Genomic DNA, 22,798 nt, shown 5'->3' on the forward strand with positions numbered 1-22,798 from the left:
AATTCCCGGGCGGCGGCGTATTTGCTGATGCTCATGCCCTGGCCCTGCACCGCGGAGAGCATCCGGCGGATGTGCCCGGGCAGGTAGTGGTCGTACTTGACCTCCAGGATCACCGCGCCCCCGGAATGCACCCCCACCATGGGGACGGCCGCATCAAAGAGGGCCGCGCTCTTGGCGGCGCGCACATGCTCGTCCAGGGTGATGCGCACCCGCTCCACCGGCATGGTCCAGGCGGTGCGCTCATAGTCGATGAGAGCGGCGGGGCGGCGCGCCTCCTGCACCAGCAGGTTTCCCGCCCGTCGGGCGGCGGCGTCGGCGCTCCGGCACAGGAAGTCCCGCTCCCCGGCGATCAGGGCCTGGGCCTGGGCCCGGGTCAGGGTGACGCCGGTCTTGTGGGAGTAGATCCCCTGCTTCTCCTTCAGTTCCAGGCGGGCGGCGGCCGCGTCGGTGCTGTAGATGCGCAGGCGGACCTTGCGCCGGTCGCTGACCCCCAGCACCTTGTCGGCGTAGTCGTTGTCAAAGGGGGTGTCAAAGTACAGGCTGCGGATGTAGTAGGCCCCGCCGGCGGAATACCGGTCCCGGTACAGCACCCCGTCCAGCAGGCCCCGGACCAGGGCGGCCTCCCCGGGGTTGAGCAAGAACTTTTCCTCGTGCCGGTCCACGGCCAGAGCGGGGGCGTTGGTCAGGCTTTTCATGCTCCCTCCGCCTCCTGCAGGTACTGGTCCAGGTAGCGGAGCATCACGTCCGCCCGGTTGGCCAGGTATTCGTTCATGGTGTCCACCTGTTCCTCCCATTCTTCCATGGACATCTCCCACCCGGTGACCCCGCTGCCGTCAAACAGCCTGACCAGGGGGGCCAGAGGGGTGGTGTCCACCTTCAGCCGGTCCAGATCCCGCTGGGTCTCGGGACGCAGCAGGTCGGCCCAGGCCGTGAAGGCGGGGCCGATGTTTTCCGGGGCGTAGGTGGTGGCCATCTCCGCCCGGAATTCCTCCGCGAACCGCTGCCGGAAATCCGGGTCCTGCCACAGTTTCTGGAACAGGTTGTCGATGACCGAGTACCAGGGGGAATTTTCGCAGTTGGCAAAGGAGAAGTCGTTTTCCAGCAGGTAGGCGAAGGGGTCCACCTGGTAGTCGATCATGGTGGCGTCCAGGTCGTTGAGCAAAAACCGCCACCGGCCGTCGGCGTAGGGGTTGTCCTCGTCGATGGTGCTGCTCTTCCACAGCACCGAGTTGTTGCCGCCGTTGTACATGCCGTCGGCGTTGTAGGTGTACATCTGGGCGATGGTGTACCGGATGTACTCCTCCACGTCCACGTTGGCCTCCACCCAGGCTTTGCCTTCGGGGGTGGTGGCGTCCAGGGCGTCCACCCCCAGGCCGAAGGCGCTTTTTTCCGGCTGGGCGGTCTCGTCGTCGGTGGTGCCGGGGCAGATCAGGTCCTTTTCCTGGATGCCGTAATGCCGCTCATAGAAATCGGTGTTCTTGCTCTCCCGGATGGTGTACACGCCCCAGTATTCGTCCTGCAGGAACAGGGTCACGGGGACGTTGTACTGGCAGCCGATGTCCAGGTCGTACAGGTAGTTGGACAAAAAGGCGTCCTGGTGCAGGGCCGGGTAGACGGTGCCGTTGCCCATGCCCCGCAAAACCAGGGTGTCCAGGGCGTCGCCGCCGGGAGCCGCGTCCAGAATGCCGGAGGTGGCGTCGTCCTGCAGTTTCAGGTGCAGGTTTTTCTGCTTGACCCCCTGGCGGCTCCATCCGCCGGAGACCCGCACGGTGGTCTGTGCCTGCCAGGCTTCGCTGCCGTCGGGGGCAAGGATCTGCAGCCGGCCGTCCACCTTCTCATTGCCGTTGAAGTTGCCCTGGGGGTTTTCGGAGCCGTATTTGCGCATGGTGTAGTAGGTCTGCCCCGCCACATAGATGCCCTCGGGGCCGAAGAGGTCGTCCGCCTCGCAGGTCAGGCTGACCACCGGCAGGCTGCCGGCGTCCACCCCCACCCAGTAGGTCTGCACGCTGATCTCCTCCCCCAGCACCCCATCCTTCCACAGGCGGGCGGTGACGGTGGTGGCCTTGTCCACCGGGTCGGGGGCATACGCAAAGGCATACCCCAGCAGCCAGCCGTCATACAAAACGGTGGGCAGGCTGACGTATTGGTTTTTCTCCCCCGCCCGACTTTCGATGGAGAGGGGGCCGGTGTACACCGGGGAATCGGTGTCCGGCACGCTGCCGTCCAGGGTGTACAGGATGACCGCGTCGGGGTCGTCGCTGGACAGGGTCAGCTGAAAGTCCTCCTCATAAAAGCCCGCGGGGGCGGAGAAGTTCACCGCGCCCCAGTCGGCAGGCGTAATACTCTCTTCCAGGAAATCCCGGCTGTTGGCCGCCCCGGGGGTGGGGCCGGTGAGCACCCCCACCCGGTCGGCACTGCCGGCCAGACGGCCGTAGGTCAGGTCATATTCCATGGACGGGTATTCCAGGGTGTCCACGGTGGTGCCGTCGGGGGCGGTGAGCACCAGGGTCTCCCCGGTGCGGGCCAGGGAGAATTTGGCGTGAAGGTTGGTGCCGTCAAAATAGTCCTGCCCGTCCGCAAAGATCACCAGAATGTTGTTGGCCCCGCCGCCGATGGTGCTGCCTTCGGGGAAGGTCCAGCGGAAGGGGCGGTCGGGGTCGTCGCTGAGGCCCCAGCCATCCAGCACCAGATCCTCCCCGGACACGTTGATGAGCTCCACCCAGTCCCCGGTATTGCCGTCGGCGTCTTCGATGCCGGTCAGGTTCTTGGGGCAGACCTCATTGATGAGGACGGTGCGCCCCGCGTAGTTGTCGGGACCGGGGACTTCGGCCAGATGCAGGGCCACCGCCGCCCCCAGGGCCGCCAGCAGGGCCAGGGGCAGCAGCACCGCCAGAATCCTCTTGTATACGGAGGGCGTCATCCGATGCTTTCCCCGCTGTAGCTCACCAGGTTCACGCTCTGTACCCCGGCGCAGGCGCCCACCGCCTCCACCAGGTCGTGCTCGTACTTGCTTTTCAGCCGCAGTTCAAAGGTGACCTCATCGCTGCCGGCGCTGCGGCTGCGCATGCGCAGTCTGGCGGTGCGGGTCTTTTCCCGGATGGCCTTCTGCACCCCGTCCAGGTCCAGGGCGCCTTCCTGCCCCCGGACCACCAGAAGAAAGCTCACCGAATCGTACAGGTCCAGGTTGGCCAGGGCCAGCACCACCGCAATGAGCACACTGCCCAGCACCCCGGCCACATAGAATTCGCTGCCGCAGGCCAGACCGATGCTCACCGCCCAGAAGAGGAAGGCGATGTCCCGGGGTTCCTTGATGGCGGTACGGAAACGGATGATGGACAAGCTGCCCACCATGCCCAGGCTCAGCGCCAGGTTGGTGCCGATGATCATCATGACCACGGTGGTGATCAGCACAATGAGGATCAGGGTGAGATTGAAATTTTTGGAATACAGGGTGCCCCGGTAGGTGGCCCGGTAGACGAAGTAGATAAACAGGCCCATGACCAGGGCCACCAGCAGGGAGACGCACATCTGCGTCACCGAAACGCTGGTGTTGGTTTCCAGCAGGTATTCCAGGATCTGACGTTTGCTCATCTTTGCCCAAACTCCTTTTCCGGGGCACAGCCTCCGGGGATGTGATAGTCTGTCGTATTATAGCACTTTTTCCATTTCTTTACAATCAGCATTCCTGTTTTTTTCACAAACAGAAAGCGCCCTGCCGGAGCAGGGCGCAGAAAGGCAAAACCAGGTCAGGCGCGGGCGTTTTCCCCGTGGCCGGGGGCGCCGCCCCCGGGGCTGGGCAGGGGGCAGTGGGTCAGGTACCAGGCAAAGAGCACCGAACTGATGGTCCAGGTGATGGGATAGGCCCAGAAGATGACCCCGATCTGGGGAATGAACCGCAGGGTGACGGTGATGTAGGTGATGCGCAGCGCGCACCACACCGCCAGCATGACGGCCATGGGCACCATGGGCCGGCCCAGGCCGCGCAGGATGCCGGCGGAGCAGTGGCTGAAGGCCAGCAGGCAGTAGAACAGCGCCACCGTGCGGGCCTGCCGCACCCCGAAGGCGATCACCTCCGGTTCGGGGTTGAAGGCCCCGATGAGCCAGGGGGCCAGCAGGAACATGGCCACGCCCACCCCTTCGGCCAGCAGCGCGGAGGTCAGCATGCCGAAGCGCATGCCCCGGCGCACCCGGTCCAGCCTGCCGGCGCCGATGTTCTGGCTGATGAAGGTGGCCAGGGCCATGGCAAAGCAGGTCACGGGCAGGAAGGCGAAGCCTTCCACCTTGCTGTAGGCGCCGCACCCGGCCATGGCCTGGGCGCCGAAGGCGTTGATGTTGGCCTGCACGATGACGTTGGCCAGAGAGATGACCGAGTTCTGCACCCCGGAAGGCACCCCCTGGATGACCACCGCCCGCAGGGTGGGGCCGTGGAACCGCACCTGGCGCCAGCGCACCCCGTAGGGGGCTTTGGTCATGCTCAGCTTGCGGAAGGCCAGCACCGCGCTCACCGTCTGGGAGAGGATGGTGGCCAGGGCGGCGGAGCCCACCCCCATGCCCAGCACGGCGATGAAGAAGAGGTCCAGGATCACATTGAGCGCCGAGGCGGTGATAAGGTAATACATGGGGCTGCGGCTGTCTCCCACCGACTGCAGGATGCTGGCCCCCACGTTGTACATGACCACGGCCAGGGAACCCAGGAAGTACATCCGGAAATAGGCCACCGAGTTGGGCATGACCTCGGCGGGGGTGCCCATCCAGCGCAGGATCTGGGGGGTGAGGACCATGCCCACCACCGTGAGCACCGCCCCGGCGGCCAGGCCCAGGGCCACGGTGGTATGCACCGCCCGACGCAGGGCCTCCTCGTCCTTTGCGCCGTAGTACCGGGCCACCAGCACCCCGGCGCCCAGGCTGACCCCGTTCACAAAGCCGGTGAGCAGGAAGATCAGGCTGCCGGAAGAGCCCACCGCGGCCAGGGCGTCCCCGCCCAGGAAGTTGCCCACGATGAGCGAGTCCACCGCGTTGTACAGCTGCTGGAACAGGTTGCTGAAAAAGATCGGCACCGCAAACACCAGCATACCCCGGGCCACACTGCCCTCGGTCAGGGAAACAGATTTTTCATACACCTTTGTACCACACACCTTTATAAATATACAAAACACGCATTTAATCCTAACGCGGCGCCCGGAGGTTGTCAAGCGCGGCGGCGTGCAAAAAGGCAGGGGCCGCATCCGCGGTCCCTGCCCGTTGGCTGTACAGATATTCAGCGCGGCCCGCCGCAGTGCAGCAGGCGCAGCGTGCCCGAAGCCCGGACGCCCAGCGTCCCGGCCGAGGCGGGCACAAAGAACTGTTCCCCGCGCCGTACCGGCATGGTCTGGCCCTGGGGGCCCAGGAAACAGCCCTCCCCTTCCACCGCCACCAGAATGCCGAACCGGCCGTCCGGCGGCAGCTGGGCGGTGCCGGTCACGGTCAGTTCCTCCATGGCGAAGTAGGGGGTATCCCCCTGGTCGACCAGCACCCGGCGGGTCCCGCCGTCGGGCAGCGGGGTCGGGTCGTGGTGCAGGAACCACCGGCGGCGGGCCTCCGCCTCGGTGACGGGCTCAAAGTGGAAGCAGTCGAACATCCGCTCGAAGCCCAGTCCCTGGTGGCAGGCGCTGTCGGCGATGCGCAGCCCCGAAGGGGTGGTGCGCTCCACCCGGATGGTGTAGTCGGTGGGTTCCTGGATCTCGGTCAGGAAGCAGCCCGCGCCGATGGCGTGGGGCACCCCGCCCCGGATCAGGATCACATCTCCCCTGTGGACGGGGATCTTGTGCAGGCATGCCAGCATGCCGGCGCAGTTCTGTTCCTGGAACAGCTCCTTCCACTGGCTCCGGGTCACCCCGGGCCGGAACCCCAGATAGATGCAGGGTTCCTCCCCGTTGATGGTGCGGCCGCCCAGCACATACCAGCACTCGGTCTTGCCGTACCGGGAATGGAAGAGCTTTTCGGCGGTGTCCCGGTCGGGGTGGACCTGCACCGTCAGCCGTTCGCCGGCATCAATGAGCTTGACCAGCACCCCCAGGGAGGCCCCGTACCGGGCCCAGTGGTCCGCGCCCACCGCCCGGGAGCCCTGCTGTTCGATCCAGTCGCGCAGGAAGGGGGTCCCGGGAAGGTCCGCCAGACGGCTGAGACCTTCGTCCGGGAACTGTTCCCGGCCGGGGTTGCGGGCGGTCACCAGCGAGGCGATCCACTCTTCGGGGAAGTTGGTGTCCCTGGCATCAGGGATGCCGTTCCATGTATCCAGCAGTTTTCCGCCCAGATAGGTACGCCATGCGCGGGCATGGTCCAGCCGGACGGGCATTGTCATATCGTTCAAACCTGTTCACCTGCCTGTTTGCGGCAGGCAGGGCGCGGCGGGTGGGCGGGCTCAGAGCCCGTGGCCGCGGATGGAAAGGAGAAAATCCGTGTCCAGGTCGGGGTTTTCCCGCCGTTCCTGGCCGGAGACGTTCTGGAACAGATCGCCGAAGCGGCGCAGGATCTTGCGTTCCTGGCTCTTGATCTGGTCCAGGTGGAGAGAAAAGCAGGACATGACCCTTTCCATGTCACGCAGGGCCACGGCATTGACCAGTTGGACGTGTTCTTCGATGGTTTTTTCCATGGCGTCGTTGTCGGTCATCTGGGCCAGCAGGCGCATCCGTCGATAGTTGCTGCATTCCTTGTCGATGACATCGCAGCAGTATTCGCGCTCTGCCCCCTGATAAAAAACCCGATGGAACCGGTCGTCGGCGTCCAGAAATCCCCGATGATCCCCGCCTTTGTGCAGCACGCGCTGCTCCCGGATCATCTCTTCCAGGTGCAGGATCACCGAGTTGGAGAACATACCGACGAAGTCCCTCATTACATTTTCTTCGATGGAGCGGCGGATATAGCGTTCGTTGTCGATCCGTTCCAGGTCCAGTTTGGAGATCATGGTCCCGCGCTGGGGCAGAAAGGTCACAAGGCCTTCCTGTTCCAGCCGGATCAGGGCTTCCCGCCCGGGCGAACGCCCGACATTATAGAAGGCGCACAGGTCCCGGATGCTGAAAAACGCACCGGGGCGCAGCCGCAGATTGATAATGTCGTCCCGCAGGACGGAGTAAACGTCACCGCCATCCACTTTCTTTTCCATCACCGTACGCACCATCCATATCTGTCTTTTGGTTCGTTGCCGCAAGAAGATACCTGGTGTAGAGACAGGGGGAGAATTCCGCCCTTGCCATCAGCTTGGAAAAGTGGACCGCTCCGATCTCGCTGGCCGCCTCCACCTTGCTTTTCCAGGGGATGCAGCCCAGCAGCTTGCGCGTGGCGTAGACGCGGCGGGTGTAAATGCCTTCGGACGTTTCTTCCAGCACGTGGAAAAGCTCGTGATACAAGACGATATCACGCAGTTTTTCCCGCTGCGGGTCCCCGGCGGGGAGATGGGTGTGCATGTATTGTTCCAATACGCCCAGGACGGTCCTGTTCAGACAGACCTTGTGTTCGTCCGGCACCGTCAGTCCCATATAAAGGAAATGGAGCATCAGTTCCGGGTTTTCTTCTTCGATCCGGTAGCCAAGCTGCCGCAGACAGGGTTCGGGTTCTTCGGTGCCGAACCGCTGCCGCAGCGTCTGCATTTGTCTCTTTGCTTCCTGCATTGACAGCCTTATTATAGAAGATTTCTGCGAAGAATTCAACGGTCTGGCAACAGGATCCCCCTGCAGGAACAGGGCGTACCAGTTTTCATCGCTCCATTGGGTGCACATATCCCTCTCCTTTGCCCGGGTCCGCACGCACAAGGGCCGGTCCCCCACGGGGCCGGCCCTTGCCTGGAAGCCGGTCAGCGCAATGCGTTCTTGGCCAGCACCAGAATGATCTCGTCATCCGGTTCCTTGTCCGCCAGTTCGGCCTCGATCAGGCCTTCCACCTGAGCGTACTCCGGAATGCCGGAATAGTCAATGACCCGGGACCCGGCGATGACATACACGTCGGGGTTGATGCGCACTTCGGAAGAGAAGTTGGAGGAAGCATCCCAGATCTTCTTCAGGTCGTCGGCCACGTTGGCCATGGTGGTGCGCAGGCAGCCGCCGTCCGAGCGCTGGATCTTGATGAAGCCCTTCTTGTCGATGACCCGCAGCTGTTTGCGGCTGCCCTGCTGGCAGGTGACCACAAAGACCTGGCCGTTGGAAGCTTCCAGCTCCACGTCCTTGGGGTCCACGCCCACGGATTCCGCCGCGATCTGCACGGCTTCCGTCTCGTCGCAGTTCTTCATCAGGTCGGTGGTCTTGACCTCGGTGGAGCCCATGGCGATGGCGGTGACCTTCTGGGCCTGCTCGTCGATCTCCACGTACACTTCCACGCTGTCCTCCACGGCGCCGGAGTTCATGGCCATCTCCTTGGCTTCCTTCTTCAGTTCGGCGATGTCCTTGGCGGTGGGGTTGGGGATGGTGCGTTCCACCATCTCACGGACCATGGCCAGGGCCACGCCGATGGAAGAGATGACCTCGGCGTTTTCGGGGATCTGGTACTTGAAGCCCATGTCGTTGGCGGTGAAGGTCAGCAGGGTGCCCGCGCCGCCGCCGGCGCCCACCAGCACGATCTGGTCGCGCTCGATCTTGTACTTGGCGATCAGGTCCTCGATGACCGGCTTGATCTTGTCGGTGGATTTCTGCAGGATGGCCCGGGCGGTGTCCTCGATGGACATGCCCACCTCCTGGGCCAGCAGGCCGATGGCCTTGCGGGCGGATTCCACGTTGCCGCGGGCGTAGTCGCCCTCGGCCAGGATGCCCAGCACGTTGGCGGCGCAGGTGTTGGTGATGGTGACGCTCTCGCCGTTGTTCAGGCGGATGGCCACATAGTCGTCGGGGTCGTTCTCCCGGGGCTGCATGTGGTACAGGGTGGCGCCTTCAAACAGGGCGGTGTCGGTGAAGCAGGCATAGCCCATGTTGGCGATGTGGGCGGAACGGGGACCCACGTCCACGATGCCGCCCTTGCCGGCACGCACCATGGAACCGCCGGCCACGCCCAGGACGCGCACGTCCAGGGAGTTGACGTAGGTGCGGTGGCCGCCGATGATGGCGTAGTCCACGGCGGGACGGCCGTTCTTGATGACGCCGATGTTGGTGGAGGTGCCGCCCACCTCAAAGTAGATGCCGTTGGAGGCACGCAGGTACATCAGAGCGCCGATGACCGAAGCCGCGGGGCCGCTGAGCATGGTCAGCACCGGGCGCTTCTTCATCTCGTTGACTTCCATAACGCCGCCGTCGCCGCGCATGATCATCAGGGGGACCTTGACGCCGGTGGAGCGCACCGAGGACTCGGTGCTGTTGGCGGTCTCCATCATCTTGGGCAGGATGCTGGCGTTCAGGGCCGCGGTGCGGGTGCGGGTGGTCAGGCCGTACAGCTTGGTGATGTCCGAAGCCATGGAGGCGGGCATGCCCATCTCCTCGGCGGTCTCGGCCACCAGGCGTTCCTCGGACATATCATCCACGCCGAAGGCCTTGGAGGCCACGATGACCCGGTCGCCCTGGTCGTACATCTTCTGGATCATGGCCTTGACGCTGTCGTGGTTCATCTCCTTGGCCTTCATGAACTCGGAGTCGATGTGGATGAACTTGCCGGTGCCCAGGTCGATGTCCGGGATGCGGGTCTGGCGCTTGGCCAGGAAGCCTTCCAGGCCGCCCTTGCCGATGCCGATGACGCCCACGTTGGCCACGTCGCCTTCCAGCAGGGCGTTGGTGGCCTGGGTGGTGCTGTGGGCGATGAAGATGACTTCATCCGGGCTGATGTTGCTGGTCTCCAGGCATTTCTGGAAGGATTCCACAACGCCCCGGGCCACGCCCTCCTTGGCGAAGTGGGTGGTCATGACCGAGCCCTTGCCCACGATCTCGTTGGTATTGTTGTCGATGGCGACAGCCTTGGTGTGGGTGCCGCCCACGTCGATGCCGATGCGGATGGATCTTTTTGCCATAGTATTTTCCCTCATTGTGTCACGGTGTGCCGCCCTTCAAGCACAAACGGCGCCAGCCATGCGCAATGTTGGCCGGCACCGTTGTGCGTACGGAAGGGGGAAGATCAGACGATGCTGTAAGTCAGATAACCCACGATCTGGATGATGATGCAGGCGATCCAGCCCCAGGGCAGGTTCGCTTTGATGTAGTTCTTGGGTTCCAGCTTGGCATAGCTCAGAGCCCACATGGTCCAGGACTGGGTCGGGCAGGCGGAAGCCACGATGGCCACCGGCGGCACCAGGAACAGCATGAACAGATAAGGTTCGGTGAACACGCCCATGGCCTGCAGGATGGAAGCCAGCGCGATGCCGGAGCCCCAGATCATCAGGGGGCCGCGGAACAGGGCCAGCGGAGCCAGCACGCAGAAGGCGATGAGCAGCACAACGGGAGAGGTGGGGATGATGTCACCCAGCAGGTCCTGCAGGATGGGGGCCACCTGCTTGGCGGCCGCCTGGAAGATGTTGACGCCGTACAGCATGCCGATCAGCAGGCCGGAGTCCGCGACGCCGTCATACAGGGTCTTCTGGACCTTTTCCACAGCCTTGGAGTAGCTGGTCATGTTGCGGGTGAACAGCAGGCCCAGGAAGATGCCCAGCAGGAAGGAGGGCACGGGCTGCCAGGAGAAGAAGGAGACCATCACGATGGGAACGAAGGGAACGATGACGCAGTACCAGGGCAGGGGCTTGGCCTCCACTTTGGGAGCGGCGGCGAAAGCGCGGTTCTTGCGCTGTCTGGTGTAGTTGAAGACGATGTACACGGCCATGACCAGCACGCTGACGACGGTGGCGATGATGGCGAAGGTGCGGTACTTGGCATCATAGGTGATGTCGGGGAAGACAGCGAAGAACTGGCTGACGTAGGCGATGTTCAGGTACATGCCGGCAGCCACCGCCAGCATGTAGGAGCCGACGGCCGTCTTCTTGTCGATGCCCAGGGAGAACATGATGGGCAGCACGATCATGCCGATGGCCATGACCGAGCCGACGCCGAAGGCGCTGCAGAAGATCAGGGCACAGACGAAGTTCAGCAGCAGGGTGGTGAGCAGGGGCTTGTCGCCGGCCAGCTCCACGGTCTTTTTAATGATGTAGCCCGCAATGCCGGTGTCCACCAGAACGCGGCCGAACCAAGCACCGAATACGATGATGGCGATGGTCGCGCCGTAGCTTTCCACCGACTTTTCAAAGACATCATTGACCACCGTGGTGATGGGCACACGACCGATGATGCACCAGAGCAGTGCCGTCACGATAAAGCCGATCAGCAGGTTGCCGCCTTTGGCGCAGTACGCGATCAGCCCGATAAAGGTGATCAGCAGCAATACGCCCGCAATGAGATTAACCATGGGATACCTCCTTGAAAAATATATTACACTGATATATTACTACTGATATATCAGTTTGTCTATCTCCATAATCACGATAGTCCGGGCGTTTTTTTATGCACTTTACACAATGTTCATATTCTTCACATCTTTTTAACACTTCTTGTTTTTCCCGGATTTCAGCCTGTATCCATATCCATCCGGCTGTAACAGGAGGATTTCTTTTCTTTCGGTTCTGCTTTCCACCACCGCACTTTGCCTATAATTGGAAGAATTTTCCACCGCCCCTTCTGAAAATATGTCCCGTTATTGGGACTCTTTATCAGACATCCTCCCTGCTCTTTCCCCCCGGACCCCTGTCCGGCGGGCTTTCCCGGGCCCGGAGCACCCCCGGCCCCGCCCCCGCCCGCGCTTGTGATGCCCCGGCAAATGCGGTATAATGGCTTCATATTGCTGACATTGGGGAGATGTGTGCATGAATATCAAATTGGTTGGCCTGACCAAGCGGTTCCCCGCCCGGGGCAAGGGAACGTCCGGCGAGGTCACGGCGGTGGATTCCTTGAGTTTTACGGTGCCGGACGGCAAGCTGGTGGGACTGCTGGGCCCTTCCGGCTGCGGCAAGAGCACCACTTTGAATATGATCTGCGGTCTGGAGACCCCCACCGCCGGACAGATCTTCTTCGGGGAGGAGGACGTCACCGCTGCCCCGCCGGAGCTGCGGGGTGTGGGCATGGTGTTCCAGAACTACGCCCTGTACCCCCACCTGACGGTGCTGCAGAACATCACCTTCCCCCTGGAGAACCTGAAGGGGGACAAGAAGCTTTCCAAGGCGGAGATGCGCCGTCGGGCGGTGGAGACCGCCAGGCTGGTGCAGATCGAGGATTTACTGGACCGCAAGCCCCGGGAACTGTCCGGCGGCCAGCAGCAGCGGGTGGCCATCGCCCGGGCCCTGGTCAAGACGCCCCGGGTACTGCTGCTGGACGAGCCCCTGTCCAACCTGGACGCCCGCCTGCGGCTGCAGACCCGGGAGGAGATCTGCAAGATCCAGCGGGCCACCGGCATCACCACCATCTTTGTCACCCATGACCAGGAGGAGGCCATGAGCATCTCCGACCACATCGTGGTGATGAAGAACGGGGTGCTCATGCAGCAGGGGGAGCCCCAGCAGGTCTACGACGACCCGGCCAACCTCTTTGTGGCCAAGTTCCTGGGCACCCCGCCCATCAACGTCTTTGACGCCGCCGTCAAAGGCGGCAAGCTGTACCTGAAGGGTGCTGACGCCCCGGTGCTGGATGTTCCCGGCGTCCCCGACGGCCCGGTCTGGGCAGGCATCCGCCCCGAAGGCTTTGTGCCCGACGGCACCGGCCCGGTGGCCTGCGCCCTGAGCCGGGTGGAAGTGCTGGGCCGGGACGTGAGCATCGTCTGCACCCATCCCGCCTGTCAGGCGGACACCATCCGGGCCATCATCCCCTCCCGGAACCTGGTCAACGCCGCCGACCCCACCGTTCACTTTGCCCTGAAACCGGACAAGGTCTTCCTTTTTGATAAAGCCGATGAGCGCCGCCTGCCCTTTGCCCTGTCCGGCGCCCGCCGCTGAAAGGGGGCCGGTGCATGGACCGCTCTTCCCGCAAGGCCTGGCTGTACCTGCTGCCCGCCGCCGCACTGCTGGCGGTGTTCCTGGTCTACCCGGTCATCGACGTGCTGATCTATTCCTTTGAGGAAGGCTTCAACTTTGCCTCCCAGAGCTACTGGGGCACGGGATGGTACAACTACTCTTATGTGCTCCACGACCCCTACTTCCTGCAGGCGGTGCAGAACACCTTTGTGCTGGTCATCATCACGGTGCCGGTGTCCACCGGGCTGGCCCTGGCCATCTCGGCGGCGCTGGCTTCCATCCGGCCTCTGCGCAACCTCTACCAGACCATCTACTTCCTGCCCTACGTCACCAACACCCTGGCCGTGGGCCTGGTGTTCATGGTGCTCTTCCAGAAGACCGAGTACACCGACGGCCTGGTGAACCTGATGCTCCGCTGGTTCGGCGCCGGCCCCATCGACTTCATCAACGGTCCCCACTGGGCCAAGATGTTCGTCCTCTGCTTTTACACCATCTGGGTGGTCATGCCCTTCAAGATCCTGGTACTTACCGGGGCGCTGGCCTCGGTGAACCCGGACTACTACAAGGCCGCCCGGGTGGACGGCACCTCCCGCACCCGCATCTTCTTCCGCATCACCCTGCCCATGATCGCCCCCATGCTGGTGTACCTGGTCATCACCGGCTTCATCGGCGCCTTCAAGGCCTACAGTGACGCGGTGGCCCTCTTCGGCACCGACCTGAACGCCGCCGGGATGAACACCATCGTGGGCTATGTGTACGACATGCTCTACGGGGACAGCGGCGGCTATCCCTCCTACGCATCGGCGGCGGCCATCATCCTGTTCGTCATCGTGCTGACCATCACCTGCATCAACCTGCTCATCAGCCGCCGGGTTTCGGAAGGAGGCGTGCATATCCAATGACCCACACCGAATTTGAGGCCCGCCGCAAGGCCGCCGGACGGAAAAGCGGCTTTCTCAAGGCCCTGACCTACCTGGCCCTGAGCATCTGGGCCGTGGTGGTGCTCTTCCCCTTTTACTGGATGGTGCTCACCTCGGTCAAAAGCTACAGCGCCTACAACTCGGAGTATGTGCCCTCCTTCTTCACCCTCTCCCCCACTCTGGACAACTACAGGCAGGCCTTCACCGCCGTGCCTTTGGGCGGGTATCTGCTCAACACCCTGATCTTTGCGGTCATCACCACCGCGGTCATGGTGGTGGTGAGCACCCTGGCCGCCTACGCCTTTGCCCGCCTGCGGTTCCGGGGCCGGGATTTCGTTTTCGGGCTGTTTCTGTCCATGATGATGATCCCCAACGAGCTGGTGGTCATCACCAACTTTGTGACCATCACCAACCTGGACATGCGCAACAGCTTTCCCGGTCTGATCCTGCCCTCCATCACCTCGGTGTTCTACATTTATTTATTAAAGGAGAACTTTGAGCAGGTGCCCGAGGAGCTGTACAAGGCCGCCAAGGTGGACGGCACCTCCGACCTGAAATATCTGTGGAAGGTCATGGTGCCCATCTGCCGGCCCACCATCGTCACCATCACCATCCTGAAACTCATCGAGTGCTGGAACTCCTACGTCTGGCCCCGGCTCATCACCGACGACCAGGCCTACTTCCTGGTGTCCAACGGTATCCAGCAGATCCGGGAAGAGGGCTTCGGCCGGGAGAACGTCCCCGCCATGATGGCCGCCGTGGTGGTCATCTCGGTGCCGCTGGTGCTGCTGTTCCTGGCCTTCCGCAACAAGATCATGGAAGGCGCTTCCAGAGGAGGGTTGAAAGGATGAACCATCGGTTATTGCGCCCCCTGGGGGCGGTGCTGGCCGGGGTGCTGTGCGCCGGCCTGCTGGCCGGGTGCCACGGCAGCCAGGAGCGGGCCGCCTTTGCGGTGCCGGATTCCTTTGACGAGAGCCAGAACTATGAGATCACCTTCTGGGCCAAGAACGACACCAACAAGACCCAGACCGACATCTATAAAAAGGCCATCGAGGACTTCCAGGCGCTGTACCCCAACATCACCGTGACCCTGCGGCTGTACACCGACTACGGGGACATCTACAACGACGTCATCACCAACATCTCCACCGGCACCACCCCCAATGTCTGCATCACCTACCCCGACCACATTGCCACCTACCTCACCGGGGACAATGTGGTGGTGCCCCTGGACGACCTGGCCGCCGACCCGGAGTACGGGCTGGGGGGCAGCGCCCTGAAATTCGACGGTCCCACCCAGAGTGAGATCGTGCCCCAATTCTGGGAGGAATGCCACCTGGGGGATACCTGTTACGCCCTGCCCTTCATGCGCTCCACCGAGGCCTGCTATGTGAACAAGACCTATGTGGAAGCCCTGGGCTACACCCTGCCCGATGTGCTCACCTGGGACTTTGTGTGGGAGGTGTCCGAGGCGGCAGCCAAGCAGAACGCCGACGGCACCTACGCCCTCAACGGGCAGAAGGTCATGGTGCCCTTCCTGTACAAATCCACCGACAACATGATGATCCAGATGCTCAAGCAGAAGGGAGCGGGCTACTCCACCCAGAGCGGGGAGATCGAACTGTTCAACGACGTGACCACCGACCTTCTGAAAGGCATTGCGGGGTACACGGCGGACGGGGCCTTCTCCACCTTCAAGCTGTCGGGCTATCCCGCCAACTTTTTGAACGCCGGACAGTGCGTCTTTGCGGTGGACTCCACCGCCGGCTCCACCTGGATGGGCAGCAGCGCCCCCCTGATGGACATTGCCCCGGACAAGGTGGTCAACTTTGAGACCGCCGTGCGGATGGTGCCCCAGTTTGACCCGGACCATCCCCAGATGATCTCCCAGGGGCCGTCGGTGTGTATCTTCAACAAGGACGACCCCCAGGAGGTGCTGGCCTCCTGGCTGTTTGCCCAGTATCTTCTGACCAATGATGTGCAGATCGCCTACTCCGAGACCGAAGGCTATGTGCCGGTGACCACCAAGGCCCAGAATGACCCGGCCTACCAGGACTACCTTTCCCGGGCCGGGGAGGACGACGACACCCACTACGCCGTCAAGCTGGCGGCGGTGCAGCTGCTGCTGGACAACCTGGACAACACCTTTGTGACCCCGGTGTTCAACGGTTCCGCCTCCCTGCGGGACGCGGCGGGCTCCCTCATCGAGAGCGTGACCAAGAGCGTGCGCCGCAGCCAGACGGTGGACGACGCCTACATCCAGGACCTGTACACCGACACGGTGGCCCTGTACCACCTGGACCAGACATCCGCCATGGCGGGCAAGGCGGACCTGGGGCCCCTGCCCCCCACCGCGGTGGCCCTGCTGGGCGCCCTGGCCGCGGCCTGGGCGGGCATCCTGGCCTGCGTGGTGCTGCGCCGGGTGGGGGCCCGGAAAAAAGCGGCAGGAAAATCTTTCAAAAAATGACAAGACGCCCCAATCTGTTGATTTTTTGCCCCGTTGGGCTATAATGGAACTGTCCGGGGCGCGAGGGATGCCCTGGCCTACCTTTAGGAGGGAACAACAATGAAAAAGATTCTTAGCCTGCTGGTGGCGTTCGGCATGATCGCTTCCCTGACCGCCTGCGCCGGTCAGAGCTCTTCTGCCCCGTCCGACTCCACCGCCGACACCACGTCCGAGTCCGCTGCCGCTTCCGAGAGCGAAGCCGCCACCGCCGACACCGCTGCCGCGGCCGGCACCGTGCTGACCCATGAGGAGTACATGGCCGCCGATGTGGACACCGAAGTCACCATCCAGACCTACGTCCAGGCCAAGCAGTCCTGGTGGGAAGACCAGGCCACCGTCTACGCCCAGAGCGAGGACGGCGCCTACTTCCTGTACAACATGGCCTGCTCGGAGGAAGACTACGCCAAGCTGACCCCGGGCACCTGCATCCGGGTCACCGGCTACAAGAGCGAGTGGTCCGGCGAGGTGGAGATCACCGACGGCACCTTTGAGATCGTGGCCGACGCCGAGCCCTTCATCGCCCAGCCCCTGGACGTGACCGACCTGCTGGGCACCGATGAACTCATCGACCACCAGAACGAGCTGGTCAGCTTCAAGGGCCTGACCGTGGAGCCCTCCACCGTGGAAGGTTCCGACGAGGAGTACGCGTTCCTGTACAACTGGGACGGCTCCGGCACCGACGGCGATGACCTGTACTTCAACGCCTCCTGCAACGGCCAGACCTACACCTTCACCATCGAGAGCTATCTGTGCGACAACACCACCGATGTGTATGCCGCCGTCAAGAACCTGGAAGTGGGCCAGACCATCGACATGGAAGGCTTCCTGTACTGGTACGAAGGCGTCAACCCCCACATCACCAGCGTGACCGTGGTGGGCTGATCCCCCTCTTTCCTCCCCTGCAAATACAGCAAAAGGCACCGAAGCCCGGCTCCGGTGCCTTTGTTTTTTTTCGTGATGCCGGAAAAGGGCGCTCACATGCTCTTTTCGGCGCTGTAGGGGGTGTGCTGGGTGGACAGGCGGTAGTCCGAGGGGGAGACCCCGCAGAACTTGTGGAACACCCGGTTGAACTGGGAAAAGCTGGAAAAGCCCGTCTGGGCCGCGATCTGGGTGATGCGGGTGTCCGAGTTGAGCAGCAGGAACTGGGCGTTCTTGATGCGGGTGAGCTGGATGTACTGCACCACCGTGTAGCCGGTGACCTCCTTGAACAGGTGGGACAGATAGTACGGGCTGACATAGAAGCAGTCCGCCAGCTGTTTCAGGGACAGGTCCTCGCAGTAATGGGTCTGGATGTAGTTGGCGATGTTGTAGATCTTTTCCTTGATGCCGTTCTGCACATTGGGGGCGTACTGGTTGTTGCCCCGGGCCAGATACAGCCGGGTGAGGAAATCGGTGAACTTGGTGTGGATCATCAGGTCCCGCACGCTGCGGTCCCGCTCGTTCTGGCAGGCTTCCGCCAGCTCGTTCAGCGGCTGGAAGATGGCGTTCTGCTGTTCCCGGTGAAAGCGCAGGATGGGGCTGTTTTCATCAAAGATGGACAGCAGCCGCTGGTAGCCCGGTTCATAGTAGCCGGCGGACCGGGGCGGCAGGAACCCGATGATGATGCGGTCGCTGGGCGGCCCGGGCAGATATTCCGACTGATGCAGGGTGGAGGGCGGCAGCAGCACGATGTCGTTGGCCACGATGTCGTACCGTTTGCCCTTGACAAAGTGGTAGGCCTTGGGGCTGAGCAGGATCATCATCTCATAGTACAGATGAAAGTGGGGGAACTCCATGTTGATGGAATGGTTGCGCTCATCGTAGTCGAAGTAATAGTAGGTGGACGCCTGGGCAAAGCTGTCCGCGTCACACACCTCCACCGAGAATCCCTTCTCATACAGCAAAGGTGAGTTGTGATAATATTTCATCTTCCCTTCCCCTCCTTTCCCCCGGCCAACGGGATCGCCACTGGGTTCTCATTAAGCCCAACATACCATAAAACCGCATAAAATGCAATGAAAAATGGTAAATTCGGCAAAAATACGCTTGTTGTTAGCGAATTTGTCCAGTATACTCAAGCTAGATGTTTCTGCCCGTGCAGCGGGCAGGAGCCACCACTCTTTCTTTCCAAGGAGGCTGTGCCATGTCGTCGATTCCCATCTGTCATCAGGACCCGCACCAACTGCATCTGAACACCCTGCCCAACCGCGCCTATTACATCCCCGCGGCGGGCCCCGGCCCCTACTCCCTGGAACGGGAGTGCTCCGACCGGTTCCTCTCCCTCAACGGCACCTGGGATTTCTGCTGGTATGATTCCTTTACGGACATCACCTCGGAAGATCCCGCCATTGCCAAACGTCTGGCCCCCTTTTCCTGCCCCTCCCCCAAGGAATGGCGCTCCGTACCGGTGCCCGCCGTGTGGCAGAACTACGGGGTGGACCACCACCAGTATGTGAACACCCGGTACCCCTTCCCCTTCGACCCGCCCTATGTTCCCCGGGAGAATCCCTGCGGGCTGTACCGCCGTACCTTTATATATACCCCCCGTCCGGACACGCCCCGGGTGTGGCTGGACTTTGAAGGGGTGGATTCCTGCTTCTACCTGTGGGTGAACACGGAATTTGTGGGCTACTCCCAGGTCTCCCACTCCACCAGCGAATTCGACATCACCGACCTGCTCCATCCCGGCAAGAACGAGCTGCGGGTGCTGGTGCTCAAGTGGTGCGACGGCAGCTATATGGAGGACCAGGACAAGTTCCGCATGAGCGGCATCTTCCGGGATGTGTTCCTGCTGCTGCGCCCCGAAACCGGCATCCGGGACTATTTCCTGCACACCAGCCTGGAAGGGGTGACCCCCGGCCACGCCGACCATGCCGCGGTGCGGGTGGAGCTGCAGTATCTGGACGATGCCCCCGTGCCGGTGGACTGGCAGCTGCTGGACGCCGACGGCGCCGTGGTGGACCAGGGCACCGCCGAAGGTCCCGAGTTCACCGCCCAGGTGGCACAGCCCCATCTCTGGTGCGGGGAGGACCCCTACCTCTACCAGCTGGTCATGCGCACGGCCGGGGAATGCATCACCGAGCAGGTGGGCCTGCGGGAGGTGCGGGTGGAAAACACCCGCCTGATGCTCAACGGGCAGGCCATCAAGCTCCACGGGGTCAACCGTCACGACTCCGACCCGGACACCGGGTACACCATCTCCCGCCAGCAGATGGAGCGGGACCTGCAGCTGATGAAGGCCCACAACGTCAACGCCATCCGCACCAGCCACTACCCCAACAGCCCCCAGTATTACTGGCTGTATGACCGGTACGGCTTCTACATCATGGACGAAGCGGACGACGAGAGCCACGGCACCGACCAGGTGTACAAGAAGGAAAACAACTGGACCACCCACCTGAACCGGTGGAACCAGCCCATTGCGGACAACCCCGACTGGACCGAGGCCACGGTGGACCGGGTGCAGCGGTGCGTGGAGCGGGACAAGAACCGTCCCAGCGTGCTGTTCTGGTCCATGGGCAACGAGTGCGCCTACGGCTGCACCTTTGAGGCCGCCCTGCGCTGGACCCGCCAGCGGGATCCCAGCCGCCTGCGCCACTACGAGGGCGCCCGGTATGTGCCGGAGGGCAGCCATTACGATTTCAGCGACCTGGATTTCTACAGCCGGATGTACCCGGATTTTGCGGACATCGACGCCTACGCCGCCGCCCAGCCCGCCCACCACAAGCCCTTCATCCTGTGTGAGTACGCCCACGCCATGGGCAACGGTCCCGGAGACCTGGAGGACTACCACGAGCGGATCATGCGGTATCCCTTCCTGTGCGGCGGCTTTGTGTGGGAATGGTGCGACCACGCGGTGCGGGACGCCGAAGGCCACCTGCTCTACGGCGGGGACAGCGGCGAATACCCCCACGACGGCAACTTCTGCGTGGACGGCCTGGTTAGCCCCGAGCGGGAGGTCAAGCCCAACCTGCTGGAATTCCGCAACGTCTGGCGGCCGGTGCGGCTGCAGCAGGGGGACCTGGACAACCGCCGGGTGCTGCTGCGCAACATGCTGGACTTCACCAGTCTGGAAAAGGCGGTGCAGCTGCGCTGGACCCTGACCTGCGGAACCTGCACCCTGCAAAGCGGCTACTGCCCCGCCCCGGCGGCGGCGCCCCACGGGGATGCCTGGGCCGAACTGCCGGCCCTGACCCTGCCTGAGAATGTGTACGGCCGCTGCTTCTGGCGGGTGGAATACCTGTCCACCGGCCTGCTCCAGCCCGAAGGCACCCTGCTGGGCTTTGACGAGCTGCCCGCCGGCGTGCGCACCGCCCCGGCAGAGCCCGAAAGCCTTGACGGCATCCCTTGCCTGGTAGCGGAGGAGGACGCACGCTACATCACGGTGGACGGCGGGGACTTCCTCTACCGCTATGACACCTATGCCGGCAGCCTGGACCGGATGGAGGACAAACCTTCCCGCATCCAGCTGCTGGACCAGCCCATCCAGTTCAACGTCTGGCGGGCCCCCACCGACAACGACATCGAGATGGTGCCCCAGTGGAAGTATGCGGGGTATGATCAGGCCCGGCTGCGCACCTACGGCACCCGGATTCTCCACCCGCTCGGCAAGATTATCATAGCCACCGACTTTTCTCTGGGCTCGGTGAGCCGTCAGGCCTTTGTGCGGGGCACCATCACCTGGACGATCCTCCGCGCAGGCAATATCACGGTGGACATCGACGCCCGGCGGGACACCGAGTTTCCCTTCCTGCCCCGGTTCGGGCTGCGGTTCTTCCTGCCCAAGGAATTCTGCCATGTGGCGTACCAGGGCATGGGCCCCGGGGAAAGCTACCGGGACAAGCATCAGGCCAGCTGGCACGGCTGCTTTGAACAGGACCTGCGGGAGCTGCACTGTCCCTACCTGAAGCCCCAGGAATACGGCAGCCACTGGGACTGCGACCAGGTGGTGTTCACCAACCCCACCCGCATCGGCGGCCTGAAGATCACCTCCGACCGTCCCTTCGCCTTCAGTGCCGGCTTTGACACCCAGGAGGCCCTGACCGCTGCCGCCCATTCCTGGGAGCTGACCCCCGCCGACCACTGCGTCCTCTGCCTGGATGCGGACCAGAGCGGGGTGGGCTCCAACAGCTGCGGTCCCCAGCTGCAGGAGCAGTACCGCCTGGACGGTGCCGAACTCCACGCCCGCTGGACCCTGATCCTGGGCCCCCGCGGTGACCGCTGATCTCCAGAAAGGAGCTTCATGATGAACCAAACCGATTCCCAAACCAAACGCCTGAGCCCCTGGCTGCCCCTGCTCTGCTTCGGGCTGCTGATGATGGCCCTGGGCATCAACGACGCCCTGCGGGGCATCTTCGCCCCCATCTTCCAGGAGCGCTACGGCCTGACCGACACCATGCTGTCCATGATCGTCACGGTGAGCTACGCGGGCAACCTGCTGTTCCTGAGCATCGGCGGCAAGCTGCTGGACGTGTTCCCCCGCAAGAAGGTCACGGCGGCGGCCATCTGCCTGTGGGGGCTGGCCCTGATCATCAACCTGGTCAGCGACAGCTACTACGCCATCCTGCTGACCATGTTCCTGGCCCTGGGTGCCTCCACCCTGCTCAACACCACCCTGAACATCCTGGCCCCCGCCGTCTTTTTCGGCTACGGTCCGCTGATGGTCAACATCCTCTTCTTCCTGCAGGGCATCGGCACCAGCGGCAGCCAGTTCCTGCTGGGCAACTACGCCTTCAGCTTCGGCGGCTGGAAGCTCATCAACGGCATCATGCTGGCGGCGGGCGTCATCGTCCTGATCCTGCTCAGCCGGCTGTATGTGCCCCAGCACACCCCCGCCGCCCAGGGGGACGCCCCCGGCGCGGCGCCCCTGCAGGCCCGCCCGGAACCCGCCCGCAGCGTCTTCTGGTTCTTTGTGGCCATGTTCGGCTTCTATTTCATCGGGGAGCACGGCATCATGAACTGGCTGCTCTCCTACTGCATCAACGCCTTTGACATGCCCTCCGCCCGGGCTTCCGGCATTTTGTCCCTGTTCTGGGGCGGCATGACCCTGGGCCGTCTGGTCCTGGCCCCCGCGGTGCAGAAGCTGGGCGCCCGCCGGAGCCTGTATCTCTTCGGCGGCGCCGGCACCGTGCTCTTCGTGCTGGGCGTGGTGCTGGGCAGCAGCGGGCTGGTGATCCTGGGCGTTTCCGGGTTCCTGATCTCGGTGCTGTATCCCACCATGGTGCTGCTCATCCAGCAGGTCTACCCGGAAAACGTGGCCGCCACCCGCACCGGCAGCATCATCAGTCTGGCCACCCTGGCGGACATCGCCTTCAACGCCCTGTTCGGCGCCGCCATCGACGCCTTCGGCTACCGGGTCAGCTTCGGCATCCTGCCGGTGGGCATGATCCTGTTCTATCTTTGCTACCTCATCCTCATGCGCAAGACCCGCTCCATGGCAAATTGACAGTTTTGGGCCGG

At 63.0% G+C, this 22,798-nt stretch carries 17 protein-coding genes; 7 read left to right on the forward strand and 10 right to left on the reverse strand.

The genetic code is table 11. The features are described 5' to 3' along the window. The 9 genes from Q0K17_RS01780 to Q0K17_RS01820 all read right to left on the reverse strand — a co-directional run. The coding region (locus Q0K17_RS01780) for a polyphosphate polymerase domain-containing protein (protein WP_294539201.1) at positions 1-695 on the reverse strand (695 nt) is incomplete at its 3' end. Further along, a complete protein-coding gene (locus Q0K17_RS01785) occupies positions 692-2,920 on the reverse strand; it encodes a CotH kinase family protein (RefSeq protein WP_294539203.1) in 2,229 nt (742 codons plus the stop codon). The genes Q0K17_RS01785 and Q0K17_RS01780, both read right to left, overlap by 4 nt. Continuing rightward, a complete protein-coding gene (locus tag Q0K17_RS01790; RefSeq protein WP_294539206.1) occupies positions 2,917-3,591 on the reverse strand; it encodes a DUF4956 domain-containing protein in 675 nt (224 codons plus the stop codon). The genes Q0K17_RS01785 and Q0K17_RS01790 overlap by 4 nt, the downstream gene beginning before the upstream one ends. 155 nt (positions 3,592-3,746) lie before the next feature. Beyond that, positions 3,747-5,072 (reverse strand): MATE family efflux transporter, encoded by a 1,326-nt coding sequence (locus tag Q0K17_RS01795; protein WP_294539310.1) that lies wholly within the window; start codon positions 5,070-5,072, stop codon positions 3,747-3,749. A 185-nt stretch (positions 5,073-5,257) separates the two neighbouring features. Beyond that, positions 5,258-6,340: a type I phosphomannose isomerase catalytic subunit gene (locus Q0K17_RS01800; RefSeq protein ID WP_294539208.1), complete on the reverse strand. Its 1,083-nt coding sequence runs from the start codon at positions 6,338-6,340 to the stop codon at positions 5,258-5,260. A gap of 60 nt (positions 6,341-6,400) precedes the next feature. After that, positions 6,401-7,141, reverse strand: coding sequence for a GntR family transcriptional regulator (locus Q0K17_RS01805; RefSeq protein WP_294539210.1), 741 nt, complete (start codon positions 7,139-7,141; stop codon positions 6,401-6,403). Then, positions 7,116-7,625: a hypothetical protein gene (locus Q0K17_RS01810; protein WP_294539213.1), complete on the reverse strand. Its 510-nt coding sequence runs from the start codon at positions 7,623-7,625 to the stop codon at positions 7,116-7,118. The genes Q0K17_RS01805 and Q0K17_RS01810 overlap by 26 nt, the downstream gene beginning before the upstream one ends. A 203-nt stretch (positions 7,626-7,828) precedes the next feature. Beyond that, positions 7,829-9,958: a hydantoinase/oxoprolinase family protein gene (locus Q0K17_RS01815; RefSeq protein WP_294539215.1), complete on the reverse strand. Its 2,130-nt coding sequence runs from the start codon at positions 9,956-9,958 to the stop codon at positions 7,829-7,831. Between the two features lie 104 nt (positions 9,959-10,062). Then, positions 10,063-11,340: a citrate transporter gene (locus tag Q0K17_RS01820; protein ID WP_294539218.1), complete on the reverse strand. Its 1,278-nt coding sequence runs from the start codon at positions 11,338-11,340 to the stop codon at positions 10,063-10,065. A gap of 454 nt (positions 11,341-11,794) precedes the next feature. On the opposite strand from Q0K17_RS01820, the gene Q0K17_RS01825 reads away from it, so the two are divergent. From Q0K17_RS01825 to Q0K17_RS01845, 5 genes are all read left to right on the forward strand, one after another. Beyond that, entirely contained in the window at positions 11,795-12,916 is a 1,122-nt protein-coding gene (locus Q0K17_RS01825; protein ID WP_294539222.1) for an ABC transporter ATP-binding protein, read from the forward strand. 14 nt (positions 12,917-12,930) lie between these two features. Beyond that, positions 12,931-13,836 (forward strand): sugar ABC transporter permease, encoded by a 906-nt coding sequence (locus tag Q0K17_RS01830; RefSeq protein ID WP_294539225.1) that lies wholly within the window; start codon positions 12,931-12,933, stop codon positions 13,834-13,836. Continuing rightward, complete coding sequence (locus Q0K17_RS01835) at positions 13,833-14,705, forward strand: carbohydrate ABC transporter permease (protein ID WP_294539228.1); 873 nt, start codon at positions 13,833-13,835, stop codon at positions 14,703-14,705. Before Q0K17_RS01830 ends, Q0K17_RS01835 begins: the two co-directional genes overlap by 4 nt. Beyond that, on the forward strand, positions 14,702-16,321 hold the full coding sequence (locus Q0K17_RS01840; RefSeq protein WP_294539231.1) for an extracellular solute-binding protein: 1,620 nt from the start codon (positions 14,702-14,704) through the stop codon (positions 16,319-16,321). The genes Q0K17_RS01835 and Q0K17_RS01840 overlap by 4 nt, the downstream gene beginning before the upstream one ends. 99 nt (positions 16,322-16,420) lie before the next feature. Next, positions 16,421-17,242, forward strand: coding sequence for a hypothetical protein (locus Q0K17_RS01845; RefSeq protein WP_294539234.1), 822 nt, complete (start codon positions 16,421-16,423; stop codon positions 17,240-17,242). Positions 17,243-17,334: 92 nt separating this feature from the next. Here the strand turns inward: Q0K17_RS01845 and Q0K17_RS01850 are convergent, their stop codons facing one another. Then, positions 17,335-18,267: an AraC family transcriptional regulator gene (locus Q0K17_RS01850; protein ID WP_294539237.1), complete on the reverse strand. Its 933-nt coding sequence runs from the start codon at positions 18,265-18,267 to the stop codon at positions 17,335-17,337. Positions 18,268-18,482: 215 nt separating this feature from the next. Between Q0K17_RS01850 and Q0K17_RS01855 the strand changes: the two genes are divergently transcribed. Beyond that, entirely contained in the window at positions 18,483-21,563 is a 3,081-nt protein-coding gene (locus Q0K17_RS01855; RefSeq protein WP_294539240.1) for a glycoside hydrolase family 2 TIM barrel-domain containing protein, read from the forward strand. Between the two features lie 18 nt (positions 21,564-21,581). Beyond that, a complete protein-coding gene (locus Q0K17_RS01860) occupies positions 21,582-22,784 on the forward strand; it encodes an MFS transporter (protein WP_294539243.1) in 1,203 nt (400 codons plus the stop codon). The last annotated feature ends 14 nt before the right edge of the window (positions 22,785-22,798 follow it).

The organism is uncultured Gemmiger sp., assembly GCA_944388105.1.
In the GTDB taxonomy this organism is placed as follows: domain Bacteria; phylum Bacillota; class Clostridia; order Oscillospirales; family Ruminococcaceae; genus Gemmiger.